Annotated in this window: 5 protein-coding genes; 4 read left to right on the forward strand and 1 reads right to left on the reverse strand. The window is 52.7% G+C overall.

Going from position 1 to position 4,885, the window contains the following annotated elements:
- Window positions 1–237: 237 nt before the first annotated feature.
- Complete coding sequence (locus Q0238_RS03175) at window positions 238–999, forward strand: thiazole synthase (RefSeq protein WP_297942859.1); 762 nt, start codon at window positions 238–240, stop codon at window positions 997–999.
- Window positions 1,000–1,356: 357 nt separating this feature from the next.
- Here Q0238_RS03175 and Q0238_RS03180 read toward each other — a convergent pair whose 3' ends face one another.
- Entirely contained in the window at window positions 1,357–1,974 is a 618-nt protein-coding gene (locus tag Q0238_RS03180) for a tetratricopeptide repeat protein (RefSeq protein WP_297942861.1), read from the reverse strand.
- 300 nt (window positions 1,975–2,274) lie between these two features.
- Between Q0238_RS03180 and thiH the strand changes: the two genes are divergently transcribed.
- The 3 genes from thiH to Q0238_RS03195 all read left to right on the forward strand — a co-directional run.
- The gene (gene thiH / locus Q0238_RS03185) at window positions 2,275–3,408 is read left to right on the forward strand and encodes a 2-iminoacetate synthase ThiH (protein WP_297942863.1); all 1,134 of its coding nucleotides are present in this window, start codon (window positions 2,275–2,277) and stop codon (window positions 3,406–3,408) included.
- Window positions 3,401–4,066, forward strand: coding sequence for a hypothetical protein (locus tag Q0238_RS03190; RefSeq protein ID WP_297942865.1), 666 nt, complete (start codon window positions 3,401–3,403; stop codon window positions 4,064–4,066). The genes thiH and Q0238_RS03190 overlap by 8 nt, the downstream gene beginning before the upstream one ends.
- Window positions 4,060–4,885: hypothetical protein (locus tag Q0238_RS03195; RefSeq protein ID WP_297942868.1), on the forward strand; the 826-nt coding region annotated here is incomplete at its 3' end. The genes Q0238_RS03190 and Q0238_RS03195, both read left to right, overlap by 7 nt.

Consider the following 4,885-nt stretch of genomic DNA (forward strand, 5'->3'; position numbering starts at 1 on the left):
TAAAATTCCGCGCAGCGAAGCGGGCTGCAGTCTGCGCGTGAAATTTTAAAATTTTATGTCGTGGCGTAAAATTTTGACGAGAAATTTTAAAGCTCGGGCGCAGCGTCGTGCGGCGCGTAAAGCGATGAATAGAAGCAAGCAAAGCGCGCATATCTCGCGCTGTGTATAATGCACCGCGCTGATATTGCGCTATCTGCGCCGTATGTGAAAACGAAAATTTAAACTAAAGAGGATAGAATGGACGATAAACTGATCTTAGGCGGCAAGGAGTTTAGCTCGCGCCTGATAATGGGCTCCGGCAAGTTCGATCACGCGATGATAGACGCCTGCGTGCGGCACGCGGGCTGCGAGATCGTCACGCTCGCGCTGCGCCGCGTGAACGAAAGCAAGAGTCGCAATATCTTGGATTTCATCCCCAGCGGCGTCACGCTGCTGCCGAACACCAGCGGCGCGCGAAACGCCGAGGAGGCGCTACGGATCGCACGGCTCGCGCGCGAGCTGGGCTGCGGCGACTTCGTAAAGATCGAGATCATAGGCGACAGCAAATACCTTCTGCCCGACAACGCCGAGACGATCAAGGCCTGCGAGGCCCTAGCGCGCGAGGGTTTCGTGCCGCTTGCCTACATGCACGCCGATCTGTGCGTCGCGCGCGATCTGGTAAGCGCAGGGGCCGCCGCCGTGATGCCTCTGGCCGCGCCCATCGGCTCCAACCGCGGGCTGATGATGCGCGGAATGATCGAAATTTTGCTCAGCGAAATCGATGTGCCGATCATCGTAGATGCGGGGCTCGGCGCGCCTAGCGAGGCCTGCGAGGCGATGCAGATGGGCTGCGCTGCGGTGATGGTAAATACGGCGATCGCCACGAGCGGGGATCTGGCGCTGATGGCGCGGGCGTTTGCGCTCGGCGTGCAGGCGGGGCGCGATGCCTATCTAGCAGGGCTCGGCGCCGTTTGCAAAACAGCCTGCGCAAGCTCGCCGCTAACGGGATTTTTGAGGTAGCGGTTAGAATTTTAAGCGCCCTTGGTTGTGCGAGCCGTGTTTTTTTGCGCCCAATTCGCCTTTCTCGGGTTTGTACAGATACATATCGCGCAAGCTCGGCGTGGCAGCCGATAGATGCGGCGTGGAATTTTAAAATTTCGCGCCGTGCAAATTTGCGCCATGTGAGTTAAATCCCAGCGCGCTTTGTTAAGCCCTATGTCGAACGACGTAAATTCCACACTTTGCTAGGCGTCTTAAAGCACTGCGGCGAAAAGTAATTTGGTAGCGGTGTAACGCGCAGCAAGCTCGGCGATCAAATTTTAAAATTTAATCGGGCTGAAAGCAGCCCGATTAAAAGAAACCCGATTGATCAGCGGGCTATTTTAGTATGTCGTATTTATCGCAGTATTCTCGTAAATAGTCTTTTTCATAGTCTAATAGCGCCGGGTCTTTTTTACCCATTTCGCAGGCTTTTTGATAGTATTGTGTCGCCATTGCTCTGTCGTTATTGGCTTCGAGACCTGAAGCAAAATTCCCGCAAGCTACCCAGCTCCCCGCATCGCAGGCTCTTCTGGCATATCCCATAGCCCGCGTCATATCCATTTTAACTCCTTTGCCATGCGCATACATATGACCTAAATTGTTGCAGCCGTCCGCGATTCCGCCGTCGCAAGCTTTATCGAATAGTTCGACAGCCTTTTTATAATCCTTTTTTACCCCTATGCCATTATCATACATTGCTCCCAAATCCGAGCAAGCCATATAATCATTTACGTCACAAGCTTTTTTGTAAAAATAGAGCGTTTTTTTATAGTCCCTATCGGATGTGTTTCCTCCAAATTCGGTCGGATTTTTATAAAGAGCGCCGGCATAGCCGCAAGCCTGAGAATCACCCGCTTCGCACTTTTGCTCAAATTGTTTTCTTTGCGATTGAAATTGCGTTTCGCCGAAAGCCAAAGATCCCAACAGAGCCAAACCTAAGATAATTTTTTTCATTTTTTCTCCTTTAAAATTTTTCGTATTATCTCATTTTTCGTAGTCAGATATTGTCAATTTACATAGCTAAAATTTTATTCGCCTCCTCGATTTAAGAAATTTCGCAGAATTATACCCCCCCCTTAACAATCACTAAAATTTAAAATGCGAACGGGGGCACTCCGTTTTAAAATTTTTTTACTGAAATCCTGCTAAAATGCGCTCTTAAGCTAAATGGCGAAAAATTCGCGCCGCATAAATTTGCACGCAAAAACGTGTCGCGTAGAATTTAAATAAAAATTTAAAAGGAAAATTTTAAAGATGATGGGAACCGACTATCTAGCGGGCATGGAGGATATCGGAAGCGAGATAATGCAGAGCACGCTTGCTCTGCGCGAGAGCTTTTGCGAGGAGGCGAGCGAGGCGGACGTGCAAAGGGCGATCGGCGCGAAAAATAGAAGTCTGCGCGATTTTGCCGCTCTACTAAGCGTGCGTGCGGGCGAGCATTTGGAACAGATCGCCCGTGCCGCAGCGCGCGAAAAGGCGGCACATTTTGGCAGCAACGTTGCCGTTTTTACGCCGATTTACATCTCAAACTACTGCGACAATCTGTGCGTTTACTGCGGCTTTAACTGCAAAAACAAAATCGCGCGCGCAAGGCTCGATGAGACGCAGCTAAAGGCGGAGTTTGAGGCGATAGCGGCGAGCGGGCTAGAAGAAATTTTAATCCTCACCGGCGAGAGCGAGAAAAATAGCCCCGTGCGCTACATCGGGCGTGCCTGCGAGCTCGCGCGGCAGTATTTTAAGGTAATCGGCGTCGAAATTTATCCGCTAAACTCCGCCGATTACGCCTATCTGCACGCTTGCGGCGTCGATTTCGTCACCGTTTTTCAAGAAACCTACGATCCAGCGCGCTACGCGCAGCTGCATCTTACGGGCAACAAGCGCGTTTTTGCGTATCGTTTCGCAGCTCAAGAGCGCGCGATCAGAGGCGGTATGCGCGGCGTGGGCTTTGCGGCGCTTTTGGGGCTTGGGGACTTCCGCCGCGATGCCTTTGCCACGGGCGTGCACGCGTGGCTGCTTCAGCGCAAGTACCCGCGCGCCGAGATCTCCTTTTCAGTGCCGCGCCTGCGTCCGATTATCAATAACGACAAAATAAACCCGAAGGACGTCGGTGAGCGCGAGCTGCTGCAGGTGATGTGCGCGTATCGGCTGCTGCTGCCAAGTGCGCAGATCACGATCTCCACGCGCGAGAGGGCGGGCTTCCGCGACAATGCGATTAGGATCGCGGCGAGTAAAATTTCGGCAGGCGTAAGTGTGGGTATCGGCGGGCACAGCGAGCAGAGGGGCGACGAGCAGTTCGAGATCAGCGACGCGCGCAGCGTAAGCGAAGTCTGCGAGGCGATCCGCGCAGGCGGGCTGCAGCCGCTGATGAGCGAGTATATCTATGTGTGAGAGCGCAGATATGCGAGCTTACGCCGCGAAACTTCGGCACGAGAGGCTTGCTTCGGCGGCGAAATTCTGCGCTCGCATGGATAAAATTTACAACGCCTTTTTAAGAGGCAAGATTTGCGGTGCGTTACTTGCGGGCAGATTTGGCGCCGCTAGACGCAGCAAAATTCGTAGCGTAAAATACTACGCCGAATTTTACAGCGCCGCACACGGCGATAAAATTTATGGCGTCATGACGGATGATAAAATTTTTGGCACCGCGTTAGCGGGCGTTAGGAATTTTGGGCTAAAAAATGCGCGTGTAAATTTGAGGCCTCGGAATACATACGTGGATTTAAAATTTAAAGGTAGCGCAAATTCCGAGCCCGCAGGTGACGCAAATTTTAAATTTAAAAACGGCGCGAGCTTCAGGTTCTTATGCGGCGGCAATGCAAGGTTGCTGAAATCGAGGAGCTGGGCGAACGCTTTAAGCTTTAGCACTGCGGCAGAAATTTCAGCTCTTATCCGGGCGGGCGAAATTTTGAAATATGGCGTGACGGCGGGGATTTCGGCACTCGCCTTAGCAAGTAAAATTTTAATTCCTAGCGCTACGGGCAAAATTTTAAGCCTCAGTGCTGTGCCGCGCACGGATTTTGGGCTTAAAGGAGCGGGCGGATGCTAGATTTAGAGCTTGCTTCGCGCATTACGATCATCACAAATCGCGCGCTCTGCGGCGGTGAGGCGGCACTGCTTGCGCGTATAGCGGATTTTGCCGCGGCGGGCGTAGGCGAGATCGTCGTACGCGAAAAAGACCTGAGCGAGATAACCTACGCGGCGCTGTTTGGTAAAATTTTACGTGCCTGCGAGAACGGATTTTGTGCGGATACAGCCTGCGCAAACGTGATTTTTGCAGATGAAGCTAGTGCTGCTAAATTTGGCGAAACCCAGGCTTTCGCAAGTGAATTAGACGCGAGCGCGGCTTATGCGGATAAAATTTTGCTCTGCGAGCGCGACGCAGACGAAGTTTTGCCAAAAAAGCTTCATTTGGGCGGCGGCAGGAGCGGGCTTTGCGCAGATACAGCCCGCAGGCACGGTGCCGCTACAGATGAGATACGGCCTAAAAATTCCGCTTGCGTTTTAGATGAAATTTCGTCCGAAAATTTTACCGGCGCCGCAAATCGCGCGGATGATAGTGCGCCGGGCGAGATTTTGCTTCGCGGCGTCGCAAGCGAAACAAAACCCGCGGCTGGGATTATACATGGCGCAGGAGATGCGGAGATCGCGCATGGAAGAGGAAACACAGAGAGCGTGGAAAGCGCGCATGGCGCAGAAAAGGCAAACGGCACTGAGAACGTGAAAGAGGCGGAAAACTCGCAGAGTGCGAAGGGCGCGCAGATAGCAGAAGGCGCAAGGCGCCTACCCGCGCTATTCGTACATAATTTCGCGGATTTTGCGCTGCGGGCAGGCGAGAGAAATTTATGGCTGCCGCTCGGGGTTTTGC

Origin of the sequence: uncultured Campylobacter sp., from assembly GCF_938045775.1 — a bacterium.
GTDB lineage: Bacteria > Campylobacterota > Campylobacteria > Campylobacterales > Campylobacteraceae > Campylobacter_B.